Annotated in this window: 20 protein-coding genes; 14 read left to right on the top strand and 6 right to left on the bottom strand. The window is 45.8% G+C overall.

Going from position 1 to position 21,855, the window contains the following annotated elements:
- Nucleotides 1-104 precede the first annotated feature (104 nt).
- The 3 genes from NSQ91_RS27815 to NSQ91_RS27805 all read right to left on the bottom strand — a co-directional run bounded on the left by NSQ91_RS27815 (nt 105) and on the right by NSQ91_RS27805 (nt 3,103).
- Complete coding sequence (locus tag NSQ91_RS27815; RefSeq protein WP_036680215.1) at nt 105-437, bottom strand: DUF5665 domain-containing protein; 333 nt, start codon at nt 435-437, stop codon at nt 105-107.
- A gap of 148 nt (nt 438-585) precedes the next feature.
- Nucleotides 586-1,083, bottom strand: coding sequence for a YtxH domain-containing protein (locus tag NSQ91_RS27810; RefSeq protein WP_076128671.1), 498 nt, complete (start codon nt 1,081-1,083; stop codon nt 586-588).
- Between the two features lie 253 nt (nt 1,084-1,336).
- Complete coding sequence (locus NSQ91_RS27805) at nt 1,337-3,103, bottom strand: glycoside hydrolase family 13 protein (RefSeq protein ID WP_305953701.1); 1,767 nt, start codon at nt 3,101-3,103, stop codon at nt 1,337-1,339.
- 446 nt (nt 3,104-3,549) lie between these two features.
- Here NSQ91_RS27805 and NSQ91_RS27800 point away from each other — a divergent pair, with 446 nt between their 5' ends.
- From NSQ91_RS27800 to NSQ91_RS27785, 4 genes are all read left to right on the top strand, one after another.
- On the top strand, nt 3,550-4,899 hold the full coding sequence (locus NSQ91_RS27800) for a sugar ABC transporter substrate-binding protein (RefSeq protein WP_256716551.1): 1,350 nt from the start codon (nt 3,550-3,552) through the stop codon (nt 4,897-4,899).
- Between the two features lie 18 nt (nt 4,900-4,917).
- Nucleotides 4,918-6,225: a carbohydrate ABC transporter permease gene (locus NSQ91_RS27795; RefSeq protein WP_076128669.1), complete on the top strand. Its 1,308-nt coding sequence runs from the start codon at nt 4,918-4,920 to the stop codon at nt 6,223-6,225.
- Nucleotides 6,222-7,058 (top strand): sugar ABC transporter permease, encoded by an 837-nt coding sequence (locus tag NSQ91_RS27790; protein ID WP_076128667.1) that lies wholly within the window; start codon nt 6,222-6,224, stop codon nt 7,056-7,058. Before NSQ91_RS27795 ends, NSQ91_RS27790 begins: the two co-directional genes overlap by 4 nt.
- A gap of 307 nt (nt 7,059-7,365) precedes the next feature.
- Nucleotides 7,366-8,370 (top strand): asparaginase, encoded by a 1,005-nt coding sequence (locus NSQ91_RS27785; RefSeq protein WP_076185432.1) that lies wholly within the window; start codon nt 7,366-7,368, stop codon nt 8,368-8,370.
- Nucleotides 8,371-8,501: 131 nt separating this feature from the next.
- Here the strand turns inward: NSQ91_RS27785 and NSQ91_RS27780 are convergent, their stop codons facing one another.
- Entirely contained in the window at nt 8,502-8,726 is a 225-nt protein-coding gene (locus NSQ91_RS27780) for a DUF1128 domain-containing protein (RefSeq protein WP_036680203.1), read from the bottom strand.
- A gap of 143 nt (nt 8,727-8,869) precedes the next feature.
- On the opposite strand from NSQ91_RS27780, the gene yyaC reads away from it, so the two are divergent.
- From yyaC to NSQ91_RS27750, 6 genes are all read left to right on the top strand, one after another.
- Nucleotides 8,870-9,394, top strand: a complete 525-nt coding sequence (gene yyaC / locus NSQ91_RS27775) for a spore protease YyaC (protein WP_256716550.1) — start codon at nt 8,870-8,872, stop codon at nt 9,392-9,394.
- Between the two features lie 106 nt (nt 9,395-9,500).
- Nucleotides 9,501-10,307: an alpha/beta fold hydrolase gene (locus tag NSQ91_RS27770; protein ID WP_076304772.1), complete on the top strand. Its 807-nt coding sequence runs from the start codon at nt 9,501-9,503 to the stop codon at nt 10,305-10,307.
- Between the two features lie 195 nt (nt 10,308-10,502).
- Nucleotides 10,503-11,174: a DUF6483 family protein gene (locus tag NSQ91_RS27765; protein ID WP_076128661.1), complete on the top strand. Its 672-nt coding sequence runs from the start codon at nt 10,503-10,505 to the stop codon at nt 11,172-11,174.
- The gene (locus NSQ91_RS27760; protein WP_340920783.1) at nt 11,174-11,992 is read left to right on the top strand and encodes a PhzF family phenazine biosynthesis protein; all 819 of its coding nucleotides are present in this window, start codon (nt 11,174-11,176) and stop codon (nt 11,990-11,992) included. Before NSQ91_RS27765 ends, NSQ91_RS27760 begins: the two co-directional genes overlap by 1 nt.
- Nucleotides 11,993-12,080: 88 nt before the next feature.
- Entirely contained in the window at nt 12,081-13,271 is a 1,191-nt protein-coding gene (locus tag NSQ91_RS27755) for a class I SAM-dependent methyltransferase (RefSeq protein WP_076303094.1), read from the top strand.
- Nucleotides 13,272-14,780: 1,509 nt separating this feature from the next.
- On the top strand, nt 14,781-17,399 hold the full coding sequence (locus NSQ91_RS27750) for an O-antigen ligase family protein (protein ID WP_076304771.1): 2,619 nt from the start codon (nt 14,781-14,783) through the stop codon (nt 17,397-17,399).
- Here the strand turns inward: NSQ91_RS27750 and NSQ91_RS27745 are convergent.
- On the bottom strand, nt 17,388-18,044 hold the full coding sequence (locus NSQ91_RS27745) for an SdpI family protein (RefSeq protein WP_052097330.1): 657 nt from the start codon (nt 18,042-18,044) through the stop codon (nt 17,388-17,390). The genes NSQ91_RS27750 and NSQ91_RS27745 overlap by 12 nt on opposite strands.
- Entirely contained in the window at nt 18,044-18,382 is a 339-nt protein-coding gene (locus NSQ91_RS27740; protein WP_076179758.1) for an autorepressor SdpR family transcription factor, read from the bottom strand. The genes NSQ91_RS27745 and NSQ91_RS27740 overlap by 1 nt, the downstream gene beginning before the upstream one ends.
- Nucleotides 18,383-18,598: 216 nt before the next feature.
- On the opposite strand from NSQ91_RS27740, the gene NSQ91_RS27735 reads away from it, so the two are divergent.
- The 4 genes from NSQ91_RS27735 (at nt 18,599) to NSQ91_RS27720 (ending at nt 21,519) form a co-directional block, all read left to right on the top strand.
- Nucleotides 18,599-19,357 carry a glucose 1-dehydrogenase gene (locus tag NSQ91_RS27735; protein WP_076128654.1) on the top strand — a complete coding sequence of 253 codons (759 nt, stop codon included), beginning with the start codon at nt 18,599-18,601 and terminating at the stop codon, nt 19,355-19,357.
- Between the two features lie 350 nt (nt 19,358-19,707).
- Nucleotides 19,708-20,322: a DedA family protein gene (locus NSQ91_RS27730; protein ID WP_036680184.1), complete on the top strand. Its 615-nt coding sequence runs from the start codon at nt 19,708-19,710 to the stop codon at nt 20,320-20,322.
- Nucleotides 20,319-20,885, top strand: coding sequence for a thioredoxin family protein (locus NSQ91_RS27725; protein WP_076128653.1), 567 nt, complete (start codon nt 20,319-20,321; stop codon nt 20,883-20,885). The genes NSQ91_RS27730 and NSQ91_RS27725 overlap by 4 nt, the downstream gene beginning before the upstream one ends.
- 4 nt (nt 20,886-20,889) lie before the next feature.
- Nucleotides 20,890-21,519, top strand: a complete 630-nt coding sequence (locus tag NSQ91_RS27720; protein ID WP_076128651.1) for an MBL fold metallo-hydrolase — start codon at nt 20,890-20,892, stop codon at nt 21,517-21,519.
- Nucleotides 21,520-21,855: the final 336 nt, after the last annotated feature.

Genomic DNA, 21,855 nt, shown 5'->3' with positions numbered 1-21,855 from the left:
ACTGTTGTAGACTTATTCCCCCGCTTGTCCGTCCAACCTAGAGGATTAGACGGACAAGCGGGGGAAGCGGTCGATAGTTGGGGAATAGATTGATAGTCTTGCGGTTAGCTATTAGCATCAATGTATTTTTTAATTTCGCCAAGATACTCTCCGATTACTGGAACATTAAGAAAAAGACTAAGAATGTAGCCTAATAAACCAAGGACTACAAATGTTCCGAGAGACAGTCCAAGTCCCCGAGATATACCGGCCATCAGGTTTGTGATGATTCTTTTTTTCGGATCTGAATAGTTGTCGAGAATGTCTTTGAATTCTGATTTTTCCAGTGAGTGAGCGATCTTATCAAGACGACTGTTTAAGCGTTTCACTTCATGTCGCAACTCGAAAGGATGTTCATCAATTTCATAAGGTTTTGTTTGGTTATTTGAATCTGCCATGCGCCATCCCTGCTTTCTATAGCCCGAACGGGCATTAATTAAATGTCTAGTTGTATCTGCTGATGTGAATAAAGGTGTAACTAAACAACAGCCAGCTGCGGTCAGCTGGCTGTTGTTTGTTAAAGTGATAGCTGTATGATGCCGCAGATTAGTAATTGGATTTATAGGAGGATTTTACATCCTCTTTCGCATCCTTAGCCTGATTGGCAACCTCTTTAGAGGATGCTTTAGCTTCATCAGCTACGTCTTTAGAGGCGTCTTTAACATCCGAGCTTACATTGCTTGAGGCTTCACTTACAGTGTCACCAATTTTACTTCCAGCCTCTTGAAGAGTGGCGGCAATTTGTTGTTTGCTGTCACTGACAGTGGTATAGATATCAGAAGCTTTATCTGACACCGTACTAGCCAAATCGGTTGCTTTTTCGCCAACTGTTGTCGCAATAGCTTTGGTTTTGTCAGTTACGGCACCAGCAACTTCTTTGGTCTTGTCTGTAGCTTGAGAAAGTTTATCTGACAGATCACTGCGCATTTCACGACCAGGCTTTGGTGCAAATAGCAGGGCTGCTGCGGCACCAATTAAGCTACCAATAAAGATACCTTTTAATAAGCTGCTTCCGTTCTCTACTTCATGTTCTACGTTACTCATCACCAATCACTCCTTATAATTTATCTTACTTCGTATATAAACTTTGGCGTATGGGCTGAAACAGTTGAAGAGCAAGGGAGAGATTACGGGAGTTTAAGGGAGGATACGGTAACCTAGAGGGCTTTAGGTCATATAAACCGCCTTTTTAAGGCTTTATCAAGATTTGTTTATGCGCAAAAAGAAGGGCGAAGACAGGCTGTGATATGCAGCATATGTCTCCATCCTTCCACGATTGAATTTATAATGTTACGGATTAATCATTAACGGCTTGGAGTACCGCATAGCCGAATTCAGGCAGATTCAGATGCAGCTGGGATGTGGAGGTTTCAGTCCGCTTCTGCGTCTTTAGATTTACCCATATCGTGTCTGCTCCGGTTACAGGAATGATGACTTCGGCCATAACATCTTCATTGTTCAATACGATTATGAACCGGCTTTGTTTGTCCCACCGCTCATATACAAGCAGCTTTGGATAACCCGGAATCTCCAGCGCTTTAAATCCACTGCTCCGGAATGCGGGATGAGATTTACGAAGGCTGATCGTCCAGCGATAGTATTCGAACAATTCTTGATTCTGTTTCTGGGAGTCCCACTCCATACATTTTCGGTTGTCCGGATCGTATCCGCCATCCATGCCGATTTCATCGCCATAATAAACACAGGGTGCTCCTTGAAAGGTCATCTGGAACAAAACGGCCAGCTTTAACTTCCTGATGTCACCGCCACAAAGTGTCAGGAAACGAACTGTATCATGGCTGTCTAGCAGATTAAAGGCGGCTTCCGTAATTTGCTGCGGATAATTCGCTAGCATAGTAGCAACCGACTGAGAGAATTGTGCAGCATTGATCTGTCCGTGAGCGAAAAAATTAATTTGAATATTCGTTAACGGGTAATTCATAACGGCGTCAAATTGATCGCCAAGCAGCCACGGCAAGGAATCATGCATGATTTCTCCTACGAGATAGGCTTCTGGATTAATGCTTTTGATCGTACTGCAGAATTGCCGCCAGAACGAATGGGAGACTTCATTTGCGACATCAAGCCGCCAGCCGTCTATACCGATTTCCTCGATCCAATAGCGGCCTGCATTCAGTAGATATTCTATGACTTCAGGATTCTCAGTGTTGAATTTAGGCATGATAGGCTCAAATGCAAAGGTGTCATAGGTGGGAATTCCGTCGATGACCTGTGGCGGCCACTCGCGTACATGGAACCAATCCGCATAACGCGAAGATTGCCCGTTCGCGAGCAGATCAACAAATGGCGGGAAGGTATGGCCGCAATGATTAAAGACACCGTCCAGGATGACACGGATGCCTTTAGAATGACAGGAGTCCACAAGCTCTTTCAGCAATGTATTAGTGCCAAAATGAGGATCGACCAAGTAATAATCTTTTGTATCGTATTTATGATTGGTGGTTGCCGCAAATAAAGGATTAAAATATATAGCATTGATGCCCAATTCACAGAGATAATCCAAATGATCTAGTACACCCTGTAAGTCTCCTCCGAAGAAATTCCGAGGACTCGGCGTGCCGCCCCATTCTAGTACATCTGTCGGATCGTTGGTGGGATCCCCATTTGCGAAACGCTCCGGGAATATTTGATAAAATACTGCATCTTTCACCCATGATGGAGGAGAGTGCACATCTTCACGATTCAAAAATGGAAAGTCGAACAAGCCCTCATATACAACAGCAGGTGGCTCTGGATAAAAACCTTTTTCCAAAAAATAAAGAACTTCGTCTTTGTCATAAAGCGCAAAGTAATACGCGAGTCTGCGGTAAACGGGACGGACGGAGGCTTGCCAGTAATCGAACAAGCCGTCAGAAGCGAGGCGCTGCATTGGAATGACCTCATGCGTTGTGTCCCAGCCAAATTTATCTCCACAGAAAAGATCGATCTGTGATACGTTGTCCCGCTTAGTTCTTATGCGAATATGAAGTGTAGACTCATCGTAGGCATATGACCAATTTTGTCCCATACGGTGATAAACGGCTTCCGGTTGAATCATACTCATTTTCCATCCTTTCGGGCATGTAAACGCAAAAAAGGGCCAACCTCATGATTTTCAGAGGTTGAACCCTTGGCGGTTTCATTGCCTTTAAATTTGTCTGCATCTTACCATAACCCTCAAGAGTAAAGCAAGAGGTTATTTCACAATAATTTACAATATGGAATATTTAGTATGTGGTAGGGATAAAGAGAAAATAAAAGAAAAGATAAGATAAACTTTGTTAAACCGTATTTTTTGGACTTATACTCTGATTGCAATCAAAATTATGGATATTATAGAATGAGGGCGAACGAACTTGATTTTTCATAACACGCATTCAAATTAAAGGCACTGTTACCTGGAAAGGTACAACCTCGGCACTTTGTGCAAATGAGGTTGTACCTTTTTTATATGCTTTTTTTCAATGCGGGTTAGGTTTAATCACTCATGAACGAAGGGGAGATGAGCAAATGAAGAAGAGTAAACGTTCCAAAATGCAAGCGGTAACATTTAGTTTAGTCCTATGCCTGCTGTTAACTTTGACGGTCACCGCATGCGGTTCAGGCAATGGGAACTCCGCATCAAAGCCGAATTCGAGTCCAAATTCCGCAGTGAACGAGCCGGGGGGAACCACAAATGAGACAAATACTTCCGGAGAGAATACCAACGATGAGGAAATGAAACCAGAAGCAGGGGCCAAACTGATGGTCTGGGAAGCCAAGGAGCAGCTTGAGTACATGAAGCAGGTTGCTGCTGATTTCGAAAAAGAATATGGTGTTCCCGTCACAGTTGAGGAAATGGCAGGTGGTGATCAAGGCGCAAGACTGGCGACGGATGGTCCGTCTAAACTTGCTGCAGATGTGTTGACTCTGCCCCATGACCAGATCGGGCAAGCCGTAAAAGCAGGGCTGCTTTTGCCAAATGATGTTTTTGAGGAAGAAACCAAATCAACGATGGTGGCAACAGCCGTTCAGGCGTCGTCTTATGATGGCATTCTTTACGGTTATCCTAAATCGGTAGAAACCTATGCGCTGTTCTACAACAAGGACCTGATTCCTGACGCTCCTAAAACGTGGGATGATGTGATTGCTTTTGCAGATACGTATAACAATCCGAAGGAAAACAAATTTGCAATCATGTGGGAATTCGTCGGATATTACAGCTATCCGTTTATTGGCAGCTTCGGCGGATATATTTACGGAGACAACAATACGAATTTCAAGGATATTGGATTGAACAATGAAGGCACTATCAAAGGGTTTACGTTTCTGCAGAGCCTCAAAAAAATTCTGCCTTTGAATGCAGGAGATATCACTTATGACGTGAAAACACAGTTGTTCCAAGAAGGTAAGCTGGCGATGAATATCGACGGGCCGTGGTCCATAGCGGCGTTTAAGGAAAATGTTAACTTGGGTGTGGCGCCTCTTCCAAAGGGACCTGACGGTCAAGACAGTCTTTCTTTCTCCGGGGTCAAATCGTATTATGTCAACTCATATACGGAATATCCGGTCGCAGGCCGTTTGTTCGCACATTTTGCAAGCAATAAGGAGAATCAGCTTAAGAATTTTGAGATGACGGGAGCGATTCCTGCGAGTATAGAGGCTGGAGAAGCGCCGGAAATCAAAGATGACCCTATTATTGGCGGATTCTTCGAGCAATTCCAAAATTCCGTTCCAATGCCTTCCGTTTCAGAAATTAAATCGGTCTGGGAACCCCTAAAAGCAGCGTTTGTGTCCCTGTGGAACGACTCAAATCTTGATGTTAAACAGACGCTGGATCAGACTGTAACCACGATTCAGGCCGATCTGGAGTCGAAGTAAAGGGCAGGTGATTTAACCATGAGGAAAAAAACAGGCGCAGCGCTACTCTCGGCTATTATTCCGGGACTGGGCCAGTTCTACAACCGGCAGTGGCTGAAAGGATTGGTATTCCTGCTGGTGGGGTCTGCTGGAATCTACTATATTGCTCATGATCTGATGGGACATTTGCATGGCTTAATTACGCTTGGTGAATTTCCAAGCCGTATGGTCAAGGTAGGCAAATTAACCCGGATGGTGGAAGGCGACCACTCCATTTTTATGATGATCAATGGTCTAATGGCATTGCTGGCGCTGCTCTTTTATACAGCATTTCATTTACTGAACATCAGAGATGCATTCCTAGTTGGAGCTGCACGGGACCGGAAAGAGCCCATTCATTCATTCGCTGAATCGCTCAGAGCTATGGGGCGGAGGAATTTTGCCTATCTTGTCCTCGCGATTCCCTTTGTGGCCGTGGTTTTTCTGACGATATTACCACTTGTTTTTTCGGTGCTACTAGCGTTTACAAACTATGCCGACCCGATTTTACCGCCAGCACATCTGGTAGACTGGGTGGGTTTCGGTAATTTTAATAAAATGCTTAGTCTGGATGTCTGGAGTTCCACCTTCGGTGGAGTGCTGACTTGGACCTTGATCTGGGCGGTTATTGCTACTGCGACGACTTACATTGGAGGTGTGCTCATTGCAGTACTTATTCACCAGCCCCGTGTCCGCTGCAAAAAGCTTTGGCGCACACTTCTGATCGTTCCTTTCGCTATTCCCAATATGATTTCTCTGCTCGTCATGCGCAATATGTTCAATAATCAATTCGGACCGATCAATAGTTATTTAAGAGCCTTGGGACTGGAGGGTGTGGCCTGGCTAACCAATCCTTTCTGGGCTAAGGTCACTGTAATTCTGGCTAATATGTGGATCGGCATTCCGGTGACCATGATTCTGGCCTTCGGGGTGCTGACAACAATTCCGAAGGATATGTATGAAGCGGCAGAAGTAGACGGTGCTGGGTCATTTTATAAATTCCGCATGATTACGCTGCCCATGGTATTGTTCGCAACCGCGCCTATCCTGATTATGCAGTTTGCCGGCAACATTAACAGCTTTAATGTCATTTATCTAATGACTAACGGAGAACCGGTTAATCCCAACTACCAGTACGCGGGCCACACTGACCTGCTGGTGACTTGGCTTTATAAACTGGCGCTGAACCAGTCACAGTACAGCTTTGCTTCTGTCATCGGGATTGTCATCTTCCTGATGGTCGCGACATTCTCCATCTGGAGCTACCGGCGGACGCGATCCTTTAAAGAGGAGGATATGATTGCATGAAGCTAAGACTGACGGAAGCGTTAAAAACGTTTGGAAGCCATTTATTGCTGATTGTGCTCAGTTTTATTAGTCTTTTCCCAGCTTTCTGGATTATTATGTCTTCTTTCAAAACAGGAAACAGTTTGTTCAGTGACTCATTGATTCCTAAGAATTTCACCTTTGTTCATTACAAGGAACTGTTTGAGCAAACTAAATATTTGTTATGGTTCATGAATACGCTAAAGATTGCGGCGTTGTCTACGCTGCTCGGCACCTTTTTGCTGCTGCTGACTTCGTACGCCATTTCTCGTTATCGATTTACGGGCAGAAAAACTACACTAACCACGCTCCTAGTTCTGCAGATGTTTCCGGGATTTATGGCTATGATAGCAGTTTACGTGCTGCTGAACACACTTGGGCTACTGAATTCTCATTGGGCACTTGTGCTCGTGTACAGCAGCGGTGCTATTATCACGAATGTTTTTGTGGCTAAAGGTTTTTTTGATACGATTCCTAAAAGCTTGGAAGATGCTGCGCGAATGGATGGGGCGAGTCATATGAAAGTATTTCTTTCTATCATGATCCCGTTATCTAAGCCGATGCTCACCTATGCCAGCCTTATGATTTTCAACGGCTGCTTTGTGGATTTTATATTCGCCGACCTTGTATTGCGCACGGAGGATACAAGAACGCTCGCCGTTGGGCTTTACCGGATGGTGAACCAAAGCAACTCAACCGAGTTTACGTTGTTCGCTGCCGGAGCGGTATTGGTCGCTCTCCCAGTCACGCTGCTGTTCATTTTCCTACAGCGTTTCTTGGTGGATGGCCTGACCGCAGGTGCAAGCAAAGGATAAGACGAACTGCGCTACCCTTGTGAGGCTACGCTGAATTCCATAAAAACCGCTTTCTACTCAGAGATCAAGGTTCTGAGAAGGAAGCGGTTTTTTATATTTTATCCGGTTTCTAAAATCTTCTTGGTGGGGACAGGATTGAAGAATAATGAAAATAGGAGTAGAATTCCTCATGGAACCAACACTTAAGGGAGTTTGTAGAGTACTGAAAAATCCCGGAGCACGGGGTTATTTTCTAGCATTTATTAAATGTGAATACTAATAAGTCCTTGTGAGTTATAGAGCATCTAGTTAAAAGAGGAGAGAAATCATGGAAACCGTATTAGTACGAGAGTATCGGGCGGATTTGCTGGAATGTGTCCATAGTGGGCATATTGCCATCGTAGGAGAGAACGGAAATTTAAAGGGGTATGCAGGTGATCCGGAATTTGTATCGTTCACCCGTTCAGCTGCTAAACCCCTTCAGGCTATTCCAGGCGTACGTGGGGGGATTGTGGAGCATTACGGCTTTACACCCGCAGAGGTTGCCCTGATGACCGCCTCTCATCGGGGAGAGAGCTACCATGTAGCTGCGCTAGAGAGCATATCCTCCAAGATTGGCATCGATGAGCAACAAATGATCTGTGCAACGAGTTACCCACTGGATTATTCCAGCAGGGAGAACGCCATTCGTGGTGCGGGCAAAAGAAAGTTCTATCATAACTGTGCGGGCAAGCACATGGGTATCTTATCTTACAGTAAGCTCAAAGGTTTGCCGCTTGAAGAATACTCACAGCCGGAGCAAACGGTGCAGCGTGAGATTATCTCCACCATTGCTTATATGGCCGGTGTGGCCCCAGACAGTATCGGTTTAGGTACGGACGGATGCGGGCTGCCGGTGTTTGCTCTGCCTCTGACCGCCTTGGCGACGGCCTATTTGAAATTAGCCAATCCGGATTTGATTGCAGATGAAGCTACTCGCAAAGCGGTTACTACTATTACAACGGCAATGAATGCTTATCCGGAGATGGTTTCTGGATCTGGTCGCCTTGATTCTATTCTTTTGGAAGATGATAATATTATTGCTAAGGGTGGATTTAAGGGTGTGTATTGCTTCGGCTTACGCCGTGAGCGACTGGGGATTGCCTTCAAGATTCTGGATGGGTCGGAAGAAGAGTGGGGACTTATTGTACAGGGAATTTTAAATCAAATTGGTTATAGTCAGAAAAATACCTTGGAAAAGCTGCGCAATGCATTTTCAGGCGTGATTTACAATGACGGGGGTACACGAGTAGGCCATGCAGATACTGAGTTCAAGCTTAATTTCATAAAGTAGGATCATATAAAAAGAGCCCTTCGACTACGAATCCATCTTCTGGATACGCAGCGAAGGGCTTTTTTCTACGAGAAGCGGTGGTCATCTTTAAAGGACGGCAACATCGGTTCTTCTTGTAATAGGGAGAACTATTATTTATGACGTAGACGGCCGAGTTCGGAGACGAGTGCTTCCACCTGAGAAATACTCAGTCTGTCGCTGCCCATGGCTACCTCATAAACATCATAGATATCTTCATAATGATCTACTGAAAAAGCGGAGGCTTGCATCGCCGCGGCACTGGCCATTTTTAATTTGTTCTTGATAGCCTCGATCATATACTCAACATTTTCCTGACTAGGCTTTGTTAAATCCATTAGGTTAAAACATCCTCTCTGTATACTGATTCATGTATTTTACCATGTTTGGCAGCTTGACCACCATTTTTTTGTCGGGTTCACTGAAATCATGTTAAATTAAAGGCATGAGATCAAAAATATCATCGAAGGGAGGAAATGTATTGGCAATCAGAGAACAGGGAAGCGGAAAACGCATTAAAATGGACGATGCTGGATTAGTGTCCTTTTTCATGGAAATAGCTGCTCTGCATTCCGCCGAGGAAGTCACGTTCCTGTGCATTGGAACAGATCGGTCTACAGGAGATGCACTCGGTCCGCTGACGGGCAGCAAACTTGTGGAACATGGCTTCCGACATGTAATCGGTACGTTGCCGTCTCCTTGCGATGCAGATAATTTGGTGGCCAGAGTGGCTGAGATTCCCTCCGGACATATTGTAATTGCGGTAGATGCTTGTCTGGGCCCTCCGATCGCGCTTGGATATTACTTCGTTTCGAGTGAGCCACTGCAGCCTGCACAATCGGTGGGGGCAAATCTTCCAGCCGTAGGTCATTATAGTTTGGCGGCCGTTGTAGATATGAATGGCCCGAAACCCTATAGAACGTTGCAGACCACTCCACTGCATAGAGTGATGGTTATGGCAGAACATATCGCTATAGCGGCAGCAAAAGGATTCGGACTCCAGTAGTACCCATTGGGCACTTAAAAATAAGTTGTCCGTTTCAAGGCGGGCTGTTTTGCTTAATAATAGATATTAGACATTATCTTAGTATTCTAGAAAGAGGGAAGCAGCCATGGAAAGAGTTCGTTGTGACGGAAGCAATATATGCTACAGTGATCAGGGGAAAGGCGAAGTTATTGTATTGCTGCATGGCTTTTGTGGAAGCGCTGAATATTGGGAACAAGTCATTCCTGTCTTAAGCAGCGGCTACCGAGTGATTGCTCCCGATTTACGTGGTCACGGAGCTTCGGAAGCTCCATTAGGACCTTATAGTATTGAACAAATGGCAGATGATGTTCTGGGTCTGTTAGATTCGCTGGAGATTGCTGAATGCATCATGCTTGGTCATTCGCTTGGCGGATATATTACGCTATCGTTTGCTCAGCGTTATGCCTCTCGATTGAAAGGCTTTGGATTAATTCATTCTACTGCTTATCCAGATAGTGAAGAAGCTAAGGAAAAACGACTGAAGAGTGTCAGCGCGATTCAAAATGAAGGGATTACTCCTTTCGTAGACAGCTTCGTACCAGGATTGTTTGCTGAAGCAACCGCTTCTGTATCCCCACAGCTGCTGGAGCGCGCTAAAGAAATCGGCTACAAAACGCCTCCACAAGGAGCGGCAGGAGCTGCACTGGCGATGCGTGAGCGTCCAGATCGACGGGATGTAATTACGGCCACTACGTTGCCGGTATTGCTTGTTGCTGGCGAGCAGGATGGATTGATTCCTGCTGAACGAACTTTTACTGCGGATAAACCGAATATAACGCAAGCAACGATATCGGGTGCAGGCCACATGAGTCTTTTTGAATCTCCTGAACGATTAGCCGAGATCATAAAGGATTTTGTTCAGGCTTCCGTTTTAGACAATAGCCGCGTATAAAAAAAATATCTACAAAGAGGCAGCACGGCGCCATTATGGCGTGTGCTGCCTCTTTTTTTAAGGGCTATCTAATGATCTGGTATTCTCCTTAACTGGCATAGAATTCGGCAATGGTTTAAGATAAATCAATAGAATAACTTAAGTGGTCTGAGTCCTGAATTTTTTGCTACCACAGTACGGAAAAGGAGGAATTGCATGTTTCGAAGAGACTATATTGTCCGGATGATCGAAGATATGACGGCGATGGTTGCCAAGGTATTTTCTCTGAAGCAGGAACGGAAGACGACAGAAGCTTTATGGGAAATCGATGAGCTGTTGAACCGGCATTTTCCGCTGAATTCACGTCTTTTAAATTCACTATCTGTAGAAGATATCATAGATATGTTTCGTTTTGGCGGTGTGGTTGAGTCCGATAAGCTTCAAGGTCTGGCCAAACTGCTGAAGGAAGAAGGCAGCATTTATGCGGCAAATGGCGATAAGGATGCAGCATTATTTAGAAGTATGAGAGCTTTACATTTATATTTGTACGCGGATCTTCATGGAGCAGACAGGGAGCTGCTGCATATGACTCAGGAAATTGATGAACTCTTGCAGGATGTGCAGGCCTATCGTCTCCCGTCTAAAACGGAGCGGCTACTGTTGGAGTATATGGAGTCGGTAGGACGATATAGTAAAGCGGAGGACAGCCTCTACCGGCTGTGGGAGCAAGGAGAAGATGTTGTAATAGAAGGGGATAAGCTGTACAATCGGCTGCTGCTCAAATCATCTGCAGAATTGGAACAAGGTGCCCTTCCTCTGGAGGAAGTAGAGCAGGGGTTAAAAGAGTGGGGCAGGGTAACAGCGATACGAAAGGAAGCAGGAACCTGATGAATACGATGAATATCCCTTTATATATTATCGATGCTTTTGCAGAACAGGCTTATTCAGGCAATCCTGCGGCGGTATGTTTACTGGAGCATCCTGTCGATGAAGGTTATATGCAGAAGACAGCAGCGGAAATGAACTTGTCAGAGACAGCTTTTCTCTGGCCAGAGGAAGATGGATATCGCCTGCGATGGTTTACACCTAAAGTTGAGGTCAAGCTATGTGGGCATGGGACTCTAGCAATTGCGCATGTACTATGGGAGAGCGGATTGCTAGCGCCTGACATGGAAGCAAGGTTCTATACACGCAGTGGGTTGCTCAGAGCTTCTCGTTCAGGAGATTTGATCTCACTGTACTTCCCGCCTTATCAGCTTCAACCCTCTCCTGTAATTTCAGGTCTCGCAGCAGCACTTGGTATTGCAGAAGCCAATGTGGTGGAAACTATGCGATATGCTGACAATGTACTTGTACGACTGGATCAGGAAACCCGGGTTCGCGAACTCAGCCCTGACTTCGGAGCTTTATCCGGGCTTGAAGGGAGAGGTTTCGCGGTTACCGCAGAAAGCTCTATCGAAGGTATTGATTGTATATCACGTTTTTTTGCGCCGAAGGTAGGAGTGAATGAGGATCCGGTAACAGGCTCAGCGCATACTGCATTGGCACCTTTTTGGGCGGATAGACTCAATCGTACGCAGTTGACCGCTTATCAAGCTTCGAAACGTGGAGGTTTGCTTCAGTTAGAGGTAAGTAAAGACGAGATTAAGATGTCTGGGCGAGCATTAACTATAGTTAGTGGAGAACTGCATGTTAAGCCCTGCTAGAACAAGGAACGGCTCTTGTTAACACGTGATATAATGAACGGTGATGGTTAGGAGACATAGATTCTCCATTTTTAATCCCGAAAGTGAGATGTGCGTTGTGGAATCTTTAACAGCTCTAATTGAACAACTAATTAACGACCGTACTTTGATTACGGCTACCCTAAGTCAAGTGCGTTATAAAGGCGAAAATTGTACCAAAGTGCAGGTTAAACCTGTTGAACTAAAGGGGAAGCTGCATTATCAGTTTGCGTCCTATATTGGCACAAAGGTAGAACATCGCAACGTACCCGCAGAATTAGCGGCGGAAGAAATATCTCTTTTATTTAGAGAAACGTATCGGCAAGGTTTGTTGTGTACAGTAGAAGCCGATTATCAGGTGCTTATTAGCAAGAAATTCAAAGTATCAATCCTAACCAAGTCTCCAAGTAAAAAGGAAGAGCCGGATCTAGCTCACAACCGTCGCAAACGTTATGTGCTGGAGGATGGAGAGCCTGTGCCATTTCTGGTGGAGCTTGGAATCATGAATAAAGAAGGCAAAGTGCTGGCCAAAAGATATGATAAGTTTCGGCAGATCAATCGTTTTCTGGAGATGGTAGAGGACGTGCTTGCCGATCTGCCAACAGGCCGACCGTTGACGATTGTGGATTTTGGCTGTGGAAAATCATATTTGACCTTTGCGCTGTATCACTATCTGACCGTTCGCAAGAAGCGGGAGCTTAATATCATTGGGTTAGATTTAAAAGCAGATGTGATTGAGCATTGTAACGAACTTGCTGCCAAAATCGGTTATGATCACTTGAAGTTCTTCGTGGGTGACATTGCCGAGTATAATGAGCTGGAGCAGGTGGACATGGTGATCACACTTCATGCTTGCGACACAGCTACCGATGCTGCCCTTGAAAAAGCAGTACGTTGGGGAGCGTCTGTTATTTTGTCCGTGCCCTGCTGCCAGCATGAATTATTCGCACAAATCGAAAATGAAGTAATGAGCCCTATGCTCTCGCATGGCATATTGAAAGAGCGTTTTTCCGCCTTGGCTACAGACGCCATTCGCGCCAAATTGCTCGACATGATGGGTTATAGCAGCCAGCTGCTGGAATTCATCGATCTGGAGAATACACCGAAGAACATTTTGATTCGTGCCGTTAAGAGCTCAGCCGGGGACAACTCCGTCAAATGGCGCGAATACACCGCATTCCGCGATTTTCTGGGAGCAAAACCCTACCTCGAACGCGTATGCGCGGATCTGCTTCCTACTGAGAGTTCGGTAGAAGGGTAGAGGATATTAAGGTAGAAAGCGTAGGACGGTAGGACTGTAGCATGGTAGAACGGTGACTGTAGAATGGGCACTTATAGGTGCAGCCTAATTCGATCAGTTGTACTTTTTACAACTATATAGCTTTTTTAATGGGAAATTGGATGGTGCAGCTAGTGTGATCTAATGGTTAGGACGGTACGGCTCGTGCGATCTAATGGTGAGTTGATTTAGTTGTACTTTGTGCAACTGGATATGCTCTGAAGCTGCGTTTTAGTGATTTAGTTGCACTTTGTACACTTAAAAACGAACAATACTCCGCATACGGCGGGATTCTCGAAAAACAGTTGCAGAAAGTACATTTAAAGTGGAGTAAGCAGCGAGAGCACGGGAATAGCTGCACTTTTTACAACTATATAGCTTTTTTTATGAGAATTAGGATGGTGCAACTAGTGTGATCTAATGATTAGGATGTTGCAGTGAGTGCGATCTAATGGTTAGGACGGTACGGCTAGTGTGATCTAATGGCGAGTTGGTTTAGTTGTACTTTGTGCAACTGGATATGCTCAGAAGCTGCGTTTTAGTAATTTAGTTGCACTTTGTACACTTAAAAACGAACAATACTCCGCATATGGGGGGATTCTCGAAAAACAGTTGCACAAAGTACAATTAAAGTGAAAGTAAGCAGCGAGAGCACGGGATTAGCTGCACTTTTTACAACTATATAGCTTTTTTGATGAGAATTCGGATAGTGCAGCTAGTGTGACCTAATGGTTAGGATGTTGTAGTGAGTGCGATCAAATGGTGAGTTGATTTAGTTGTACTTTGTGCAACTGGATATGCTCTGAAGCTGCGTTTTAGTAATTTAGTTGCACTTTGTACACTTAAAAACGAACAATACTTCGCATATGGCGGGATTCTTGAAAAACAGTTGCACAAAGTACAATTAAAGTGGAAGTAAGCGGCGAGAGCACGGGAATAGCTGCACTTTTTACAACTATATAGCTTTTTTGATGAGAATTCGGATAGTGCAGCTAGTGTGATCTAATGGTTAGGATGTTGCAGTGAGTGCGATCTAATGGTTAGGATGTTGCAGTGAGTGCGATCTAATGGTTAGGATGTTGCAGTGAGTGCGATCTAAAGGTTAGGACGGTACGGCTAGTGCGGTCTAATGGTGAGTTGATTTAGTTGTACTTTGTGCAACTGGATATGCTCTGAAGCTGCGTTTTAGTGATTTAGTTGCACTTTGTACACTTAAAAACGAACAATACCCCGCATATGGCGGGATTCTTGAAAAACAGTTGCAGAAAGTACAATTAAAGTGGAAGTAAGCAGCGAGAGCACGGGAATAGCTGCACTTTTTACAACTATATAGTTTTTTTGGATGGGAATTCGGATTTTACAGCTAGTGAGATCAAATGGTTAGGGCGGTGCGGCTCCTTTGTGGAGAGGTATCGTCTTTTTGCGTTCTAGTCTTGTATAAGGGAAATGTGGAAAGGATAGAGATAAATTAACGAATACAGGGGTATCTAAATGTGGCGTTTTAAAAAAGACCGGAGTCTGGAATCATTAACCGCATATATTTGTGGAGCCTTAGTGATAGCGGCTGGGGTGGGTGCTTGTTTGTTGCGGGGATTGTTTTTTACTGAGGAGATGTATCCCTTTCTAACTTTATGGTTTGTATTGTGTTGTACGTGCTCGCTTTATTATCTTGTTGGGGTTGGCGCATGGAGAAAAAGTGGGGGAGGTGCAGTAAGTGGTATTACGGGAGTCAATGGAGTTAGTGAAGGTAGTGAAGGTAGTGAAGTTAGCGGAGAAAATAAAGCGTTAAGAATATTATTAAGCGTCCCTTTAATTATTCTATCGCTTTATGTGATTCATTGGTTGCGCGAGCCGCTTTCCTCCCAGGGAACTATGAATGAAATGCTGCGGTGGGGCTTGTATGCTAGCTTTGCATTATTGGTTTGTTTTTGTGCGGTGAACCGGGTGGGGCGGCGGATTGTAAATGTAACTTGGTCTATGGTGGGTATGTTTTTGAGCATGAGCGCTTTGTTGGCTGTTTGCGGAGTGGTAAAGTTGCCTTTCGCTGTGGCCTACAGCAATTCAGCGGAAGTGAGCGCCACAGGGGTTAGATTGGCAGGGTTGATGGAATATCCGAATGCTTTTGGTGCTGTGATGGCTGTTTTTCTGCTGGAACGGCTATTTGCTGTTGCTGTTTATTACGGGGAGCCAAAAAAGAGCGTGAATATGTTGGGAGCAAGAAGTGTTGGGCTGGGGATGGAGTGCGCAGAAGCAGAACGGAGGAGCAAAGGGGCAGAAGGCGTGGAAGCGGAGCAGGGAAAAGCGGGAAGCACGACCGCCGCGCTGCTGCGCTTGCTGCCGCTGTTCCCGTACACCGCCGCGCTGCTCCTCAGCGAGTCGCGCGGCGCATGGCTGACGGCGGCTTGCGCCTGCGCCGCCGTCTTGCTCTGGAAGCGGCAGCTAATCGCGCCGCTTCTTGCTGCTGGCGCCGCGCCCGTGGCCGCCGCGGCGCTACTCTACCGCCAACTGGCCCGTGCCGGGTTGGCGGTAGAGCCTGTGCCCGGCCTGCTGTTGCTGGCCGGGCTTTGGGCCGGCGCGCTGCTAGCCGGCCTGTGGCTGTGCCGCCGCCAGCGCAGCGCGGCGGGCACTGCCCGAGCCGCCATGCTGGCATTGGCGGCGGCGGGTTGGACGGCGGCGGGGATCGCCGTCCTCCTGCACGTGCGCGAGCGGATTACCGGACCGTCATCGACGGTATCCGCGCGCGGGCTGTTCTACCGCGACGCCTGGCGGCTAGCGGCAGAGGCACCTTGGCTGGGACGTGGGGGTGAGACTTGGCGGCATGCCTACCTTGCCGCCCAATCTCGCCCTTATGTAGGCAGCCAGGTGCATAATGGATACCTCGACATCCTGTTGAACTTAGGATTCGTTGGTCTTGCAGCCATACTCCTTATGCTGTTGGCAGCAGGCTGGCTGCTGGCTACTAAATCGCCGCGGTTGCTGCCGCCGTTTCTGGTCATCGTCTTACACAGCGTCGTCGATTTTGACTGGAGCTACGGATTATTTTGGCTGCTGCTATTCTGGCTGCCAGCGCTTGCTCTGGCTGAGGATAAGCAGAAACATCAATCTGCGCCAACCCACCCTCAGTCTGAGACCAAGCTGCCAATTCAATCCACATCTACGAACCCGCTCACCAATGTCACTACACCAGCGAATCCGCTAATCGCTCAATCCACATCTACGAACCCACTCACCAATGTCACTACACCAGCGAATCCGCTAATTGCTCAATCCACATCTACGAACCCGCTCACCAATGTCACTACACCAGCGAATCCGCTGATCACTCACTCTACACCAGCGAATCCGCTGATCACTCACTCTACACCAGCGAATCCGCTGATCACTCACTCTACACCAGCGAATCCACTAATTGCTCAATCCACATCTACGAACCGGCTCACCAATGTCTCTACACCAGCGAATCCGCTAATCGCTAACTCCACACCCAAGAAACAGCCCCAAATCCGCCTTCGCCGACTAATCGGAACTGCGGCGTGTTGTTTTTCGCTTCTGCTGGGGGTGCTATCTTTTCACGCCGCTCAAGGAGAGAAGTTCTATCGACAAGCGATTATGTCGGTGGATCCTTCGGTGAAGGTAGAGTTGCTACAGCAATCGCTGGGGTGGAATCCCCGGTCACCTCGAACGGCTATAGCATTATCTAGGCTGCTCTCGGGTGAACAGAGCGTGAGTCTGCTTCGGCAGAGTTTGTTGTATTCTCCCGAGAATGCCAGCTTAAGCTGGGAGCTGGCTGAACGATGGATAAGCAGTGGCCGTCCGGGGGCGTCGTTATATTGGATGCGCCAGAGCCTTAGGCTGGATAAGTACAACAATGCCAAGTGGGTGAAGGCGATTGAAGGGATGCTTCTTATGGGGCAAAAAAAGCTTGCAGAAGGAAATCGAAAGGAAGGCCTAGTCTGCGTCGCCTCTGGGAATGAACTTCTTCTGGAATATAGAAGGTTGGCAGAAGAGGAGGCTAATAAAGGAGGGCAACATAATGACCGTGAGTTCCAAATGACAGAACAAGCCGACGACTTGAGTCGACGGCTTAGTATGCTGGCTTTACGATTTTAGCGGACGTGAAATCATCCAGGAGTAGAGAATGGGCACGATAATTGCAAGTACGAGTGCCGTAATAATAAGAAGCTGAGACAAGGCTCCGCTCAAAAAGGCTCCTGCAAAAATAAGTAGGCCACCGATCATCCACATTATCCCGGATAGACGATGTGTTTTTCGCCATACCTCAGGGTTGGCGAGCGTCCAGGCTGTACGAACCCCAAACAAGTAATTATCTTTTACCTGTGGCATGTAGTTGCCAAGAGCAATAAACATTATTCCAACAGCGCCTATGGCGATCTTCCCAACATTTATATCTTTACCTAGACCGTAAGCAATCGACAGCACCAGCATTAGATTAAAAAGCATCCCAATAGCAAGTCTGCTCATGGCATAGGCATTTTCGAATTTTTTGTAATTGTCCCGCTTAGGGTCGATGCTGCGTGTGAACTGCATGATCAGCGGGAGCACAATGCCTAAGATTCCGAACACAAAAATAGCTATATTTTTGTCCCAGTATCTGTTGACCTTACCCGTAATTCCAAATTGTGCCGGTAACTCCTGCGGAAGCTTGCTGTAATTGATCAGAGCGTAGGCTAATGTAGCTAAACCTAATATTACGATGAGGGTATCCTGCCATCTCCATTTGAAATCTTTCATCATTAATCCGCCTCCTTTTTGGAATCGATATCCTGATGTTGCTGCTTTCCGTCCAGTGATTTACTCTCCGTCTCCGTTTGCTTACCTGTCCCAGTGAGCTCCAATAACCAACCGAGAACCTCTTCAAGGACTGTTGTGTTTAGCGAGTACATAATAAATTGTCCTTTTCGCTCATCCTGTACAAGATCGGCATGCTTCAGCGCATTCAGATGGTGAGAAATGCTTGGCTTAGACATGTTGAAAAAATCTGCGATTTCACCTGCGGTTCGATCTTTCTCCCTTAGTAACCGAATGATTTGGCGACGGGTAGGGTCAGCTAGTGCTTTGAAGGATTCATTCATATTCCACCCTGCCTTTCGATATTTAAATAATTATCTAAATATATAATAACTCTTTGTTTTAATAGCTGTCAATGCAGTATTCACTTAGCAATAGCGTGTGTAAAAGTGTCACCGAATCTTTAAAATTAAGGACCGTCCAAAGCCTACTCGTGTTAATACTAACGATGGGCATGCATTCTTTGATGCACCGAACATACGACGCAGAGGAGCGGATATATGATACTAACCAATAAAGTCGCAGTTGTTACGGGTGCAGGATCGGGGATTGGAGAAGCGATTGCTCTGCTTTTTGCCCGACAGGGTGCTAAAGTGATTGCTGCGGACATCCATCTGGCGAATGTAGAAGCGGTAGCCAAAAAGGCGGAAAAGGGTGAGGGACACGGAGTCGTCTACCCCGTAAAGGCTGATGTCTCGAAGGAAGAGGACACACAGCGAATGATTGATGCCGCAACCACACAGTTCGGAGGCCTTCATATCCTTGTTAATAATGCCGGAATTATGGATAAAATGACGCCAGCGCACGAGATCACTGATGACTTGTGGGAACAGGTGCTTGCGGTCAACGTAACCGGTCCGATGAGAGCCATTCGTAAGGTTTTGCCGATTTTTATGGCGCAGGAAAGCGGATGTATCATCAATGTAGCCTCTATTGGCGGCTTAGCGGGCTCGCGGGCGGGAGTGGCTTATACTTCCTCTAAGCATGCTGTAATCGGGATGACCAAAAATATAGGATTTCAATACGCTAAGCTTGGAATTCGCTGTAATGCCATAGCGCCGGGCGGGGTAAAGACAAATATTGATCTGTCTGATCCAAGTCCTTTTGGGAGTCAAAAAGCGGGCGAAGGTATGGCGTCGATGCCACGGACAGGAGAGAGCAGTGAGATTGCTTCAGTAGCTTTATTTTTAGCTTCAGATGCTGCAAGCTTTTTGAATGGATCGGTGATAACGGCGGATGCCGGCTGGATGGCTTATTGATTGAGCGCAGATAAAAAGGTGTTCATTTTCCCTTTATTGGTGGAATTTGTTCACCTTTTTTGTTTATGCCTATTACTCAAACTCTTTTTAAGTATGGATTGGAAGATGGAAGCTGCTTGCCGCGTAAGTAGAAGTGATAAGGTTGCTTGTGCTAGAATAGGCTAAGAGAAACTGGAAAATATAGCAGAGCGGCAAAGCTTTTAAAAATATAAGAAAGTATAAGATTAGTATCTATGCTTTTATGTTCTTATATTTCACTCGCTTAAACGCTTAGTGTCTTATAAAGATGCCAAAGGCGATTAGCTTGATACATGTAGCCATATTCTGCGGAAAAGGGAGGAGGAGCACGTTTGCATTTTATTTCTGATCTGATCTCGACATTATTTGAATGGATTCAGAGTCTTGGTTATTTTGGGATTATGATCGGACTGATGATTGAAGTTATTCCTAGTGAAATTGTATTGGCTTTCGGTGGTTTCTTGGTATGGAGTGGAGATATTAATTTTTTCGGCGCAGTATTGTTTGGTACGATAGGCGGAGTGATTGCCCAGATCTTTGTATATTGGATTGGCCGTTATGGGGGCAGGCCTGTACTGGAGAAATACGGGAAATATATTCTTATCCAAAAAAAGCATATTGATCATTCGGAAGAGTGGTTCAATAAATATGGGACAGGCGTAATCTTTACGGCACGCTTTATTCCCGTTGTTCGCCATGCCATTTCCGTTCCAGCGGGGATTTCTCGTATGCCTTTAGGTAAGTTCACTTTATTGACTACACTTGCTGTTATTCCATGGAGTGCTTTGTTCGTATATCTCGGTATGACATTGGGGAATAAGTGGGAAGATATTGACGAGGTAGCAGCTAAGTATACCAACGAAATTATTCTCGTAGCGTTAGCACTAATCATCATTTATTTTGTGTATAAGTGGTTTAAATCCAAGAAGAGGGGGACTGCAAAATGAAACCGAATGTAGCTCATAAATTTGGAAAAGGTCTTACACCGCGCCAATTTGTAGAAAGCATGACGAAGAACCAGCAGGCTTTTGAATCCTGGTATGAGAAGTTTTCTTGGGAAGATGAGAGTGACAAGGAATTTTTTGAAAGCCTGAACCATCGTGATGATTTGCGAGTACTTATCCTTGCCGCTGATTGGTGTGGAGATGTAGTTCGTAATGTCCCTGCGGTATTCCGTATTTTGGAGACTGCCGGAATGAAGACAGAGGTATTCATTTTGGAGGAGAACCAGGAGCTTATGGATGAATTCTTGACCATGGGCGGAAGATCTGTTCCGATTGTGATCTTTGCAGATACCGGCGGATATGTGCTTGGACATTGGGGTCCTCGTCCAGAGCATGTGCAGAGCCTAATGAGAGAGTTCAAACGTGAGAATCCTGATCGCGAGGCCGCTGATTACGACAGCAAAATCGCAGAAGTACGTAAGGCTATGGGGCAAGCTTATGGGGAAGGAACGGAATCACAAGCAGTTATCGCAAAAGAGCTGCGTAGTCTGATTTCCGGATTCTAGACCAATGCTAAATATACGTTCGTTTAATTTAGGTCCGCTTCAGACCAATGCCTACTTGCTGACAGGTGCAGATCCAACGAAGGGTATCATTATTGATCCCGGTATGAATCCTGCGGCATTAGTGCGGAGTATTGAAGGGATGGAGATCGAGGCTATTTTGCTGACGCATGCGCACTTTGACCATATGGGCGGCGTAGACGAAATTCGTAAAGCTAAGAAATGCCCTGTTTATTTACATCCACTAGAGAGTGAATGGCTCAGCAGCCCTAAGCTAAATGGTTCATTGATGTGGCCTGATGTTTCATCTCCTTTAACTACAGATCCTGCAGAATATGATCTGGCAGAAGGACAAGTTCTGCAATTCATCGGACATACCTTCCGCGTGTACCATACACCTGGGCACTCTCCGGGCAGTGTCAGCTTCCTATGCGGGAATGATTTATTCTCTGGAGATGTGCTGTTTAAGATGGGAGTTGGGCGCACCGATTTGCCTGGTGGCAGGGAACGTGATTTGTTCGATTCTATTCGTGGCAAGCTGTACAAAATGGATGATGAAGTGAAGGTTTATCCAGGTCATGGCTCCCGAACAACCATCGGTTTTGAAAAAGTTCGTAACCCTTATATCCCTCAATAAACAATCATTCTAGTAGAACTGACAAGAATCGAGGAATTTTTGATAGACAAAGGGATACAAAAGGACTACAATATTGTTAATTAAATGTAACATTAACCTCGCGAAGCACGCAGACTGCGGAATTAATCCCGGTTTGCGTTCTTTTTTTGTCTACATATAGGTTTAAAAGCATGGGGGGAAATAGATTGGAGAAGAATATATATTACCCGTTGGATTACGGATGGTATGACTCCAAGGAGAAATGGACTAGTTTTTGCAGCAGTAAATGCCGATGTTTTTCAGAATGTTCTGGAAAGGGCGGTTTTTGTACTTCCATAGAACGCAGGGACATACAAT

The organism is Paenibacillus sp. FSL R7-0048 (assembly GCF_038004505.1).
Classification (GTDB): Bacteria; Bacillota; Bacilli; order Paenibacillales; family Paenibacillaceae; genus Paenibacillus_AQ; species Paenibacillus_AQ odorifer.
The sequence above is the reverse complement of the archived record's forward strand: the minus strand, read 5'-3'. Positions and strand labels throughout refer to the sequence as shown.